Here is a 416-nt window from a genome sequence, read left to right as displayed (position 1 = left end):
GCGGTCGCGAAGCACTTCGTGGCGCTGTCGACGAACGCGGAGAAGGTCGCGGACTTCGGTATCGACACGGCGAACATGTTCGAGTTCTGGGACTGGGTCGGCGGACGCTACTCCTTCGACTCGGCGATCGGCCTGTCGCTGATGATCGCGATCGGCCCGGACCGCTTCCGCGAGATGCTCGACGGCTTCCACCTGGTCGACGAGCACTTCCGCACCGCTCCCGCCGAGGCCAACGCCCCGCTCCTGCTCGGTCTGTTGGGGATCTGGTACGGCAACTTCCACGACGCGCAGTCGCACGCGGTGCTCCCGTACTCGCACTACCTGTCGAAGTTCACCGCCTACCTCCAGCAGCTGGACATGGAGTCCAACGGCAAGTCGGTGGACCGCGACGGCCAGCCGGTGGAGTGGGGGACCGG

1 pseudogene is annotated in these 416 nt (G+C 66.6%); it reads left to right on the top strand.

The features are described from left to right. Nucleotides 1-416, top strand: a pseudogene (locus IO36_RS36070) (glucose-6-phosphate isomerase); the annotation flags it as partial.

The organism is Streptomyces aureus (assembly GCF_000725495.1).
In the GTDB taxonomy this organism is placed as follows: domain Bacteria; phylum Actinomycetota; class Actinomycetes; order Streptomycetales; family Streptomycetaceae; genus Streptomyces; species Streptomyces aureus_B.
The sequence above is the reverse complement of the archived record's forward strand: the minus strand, read 5'-3'. Positions and strand labels throughout refer to the sequence as shown.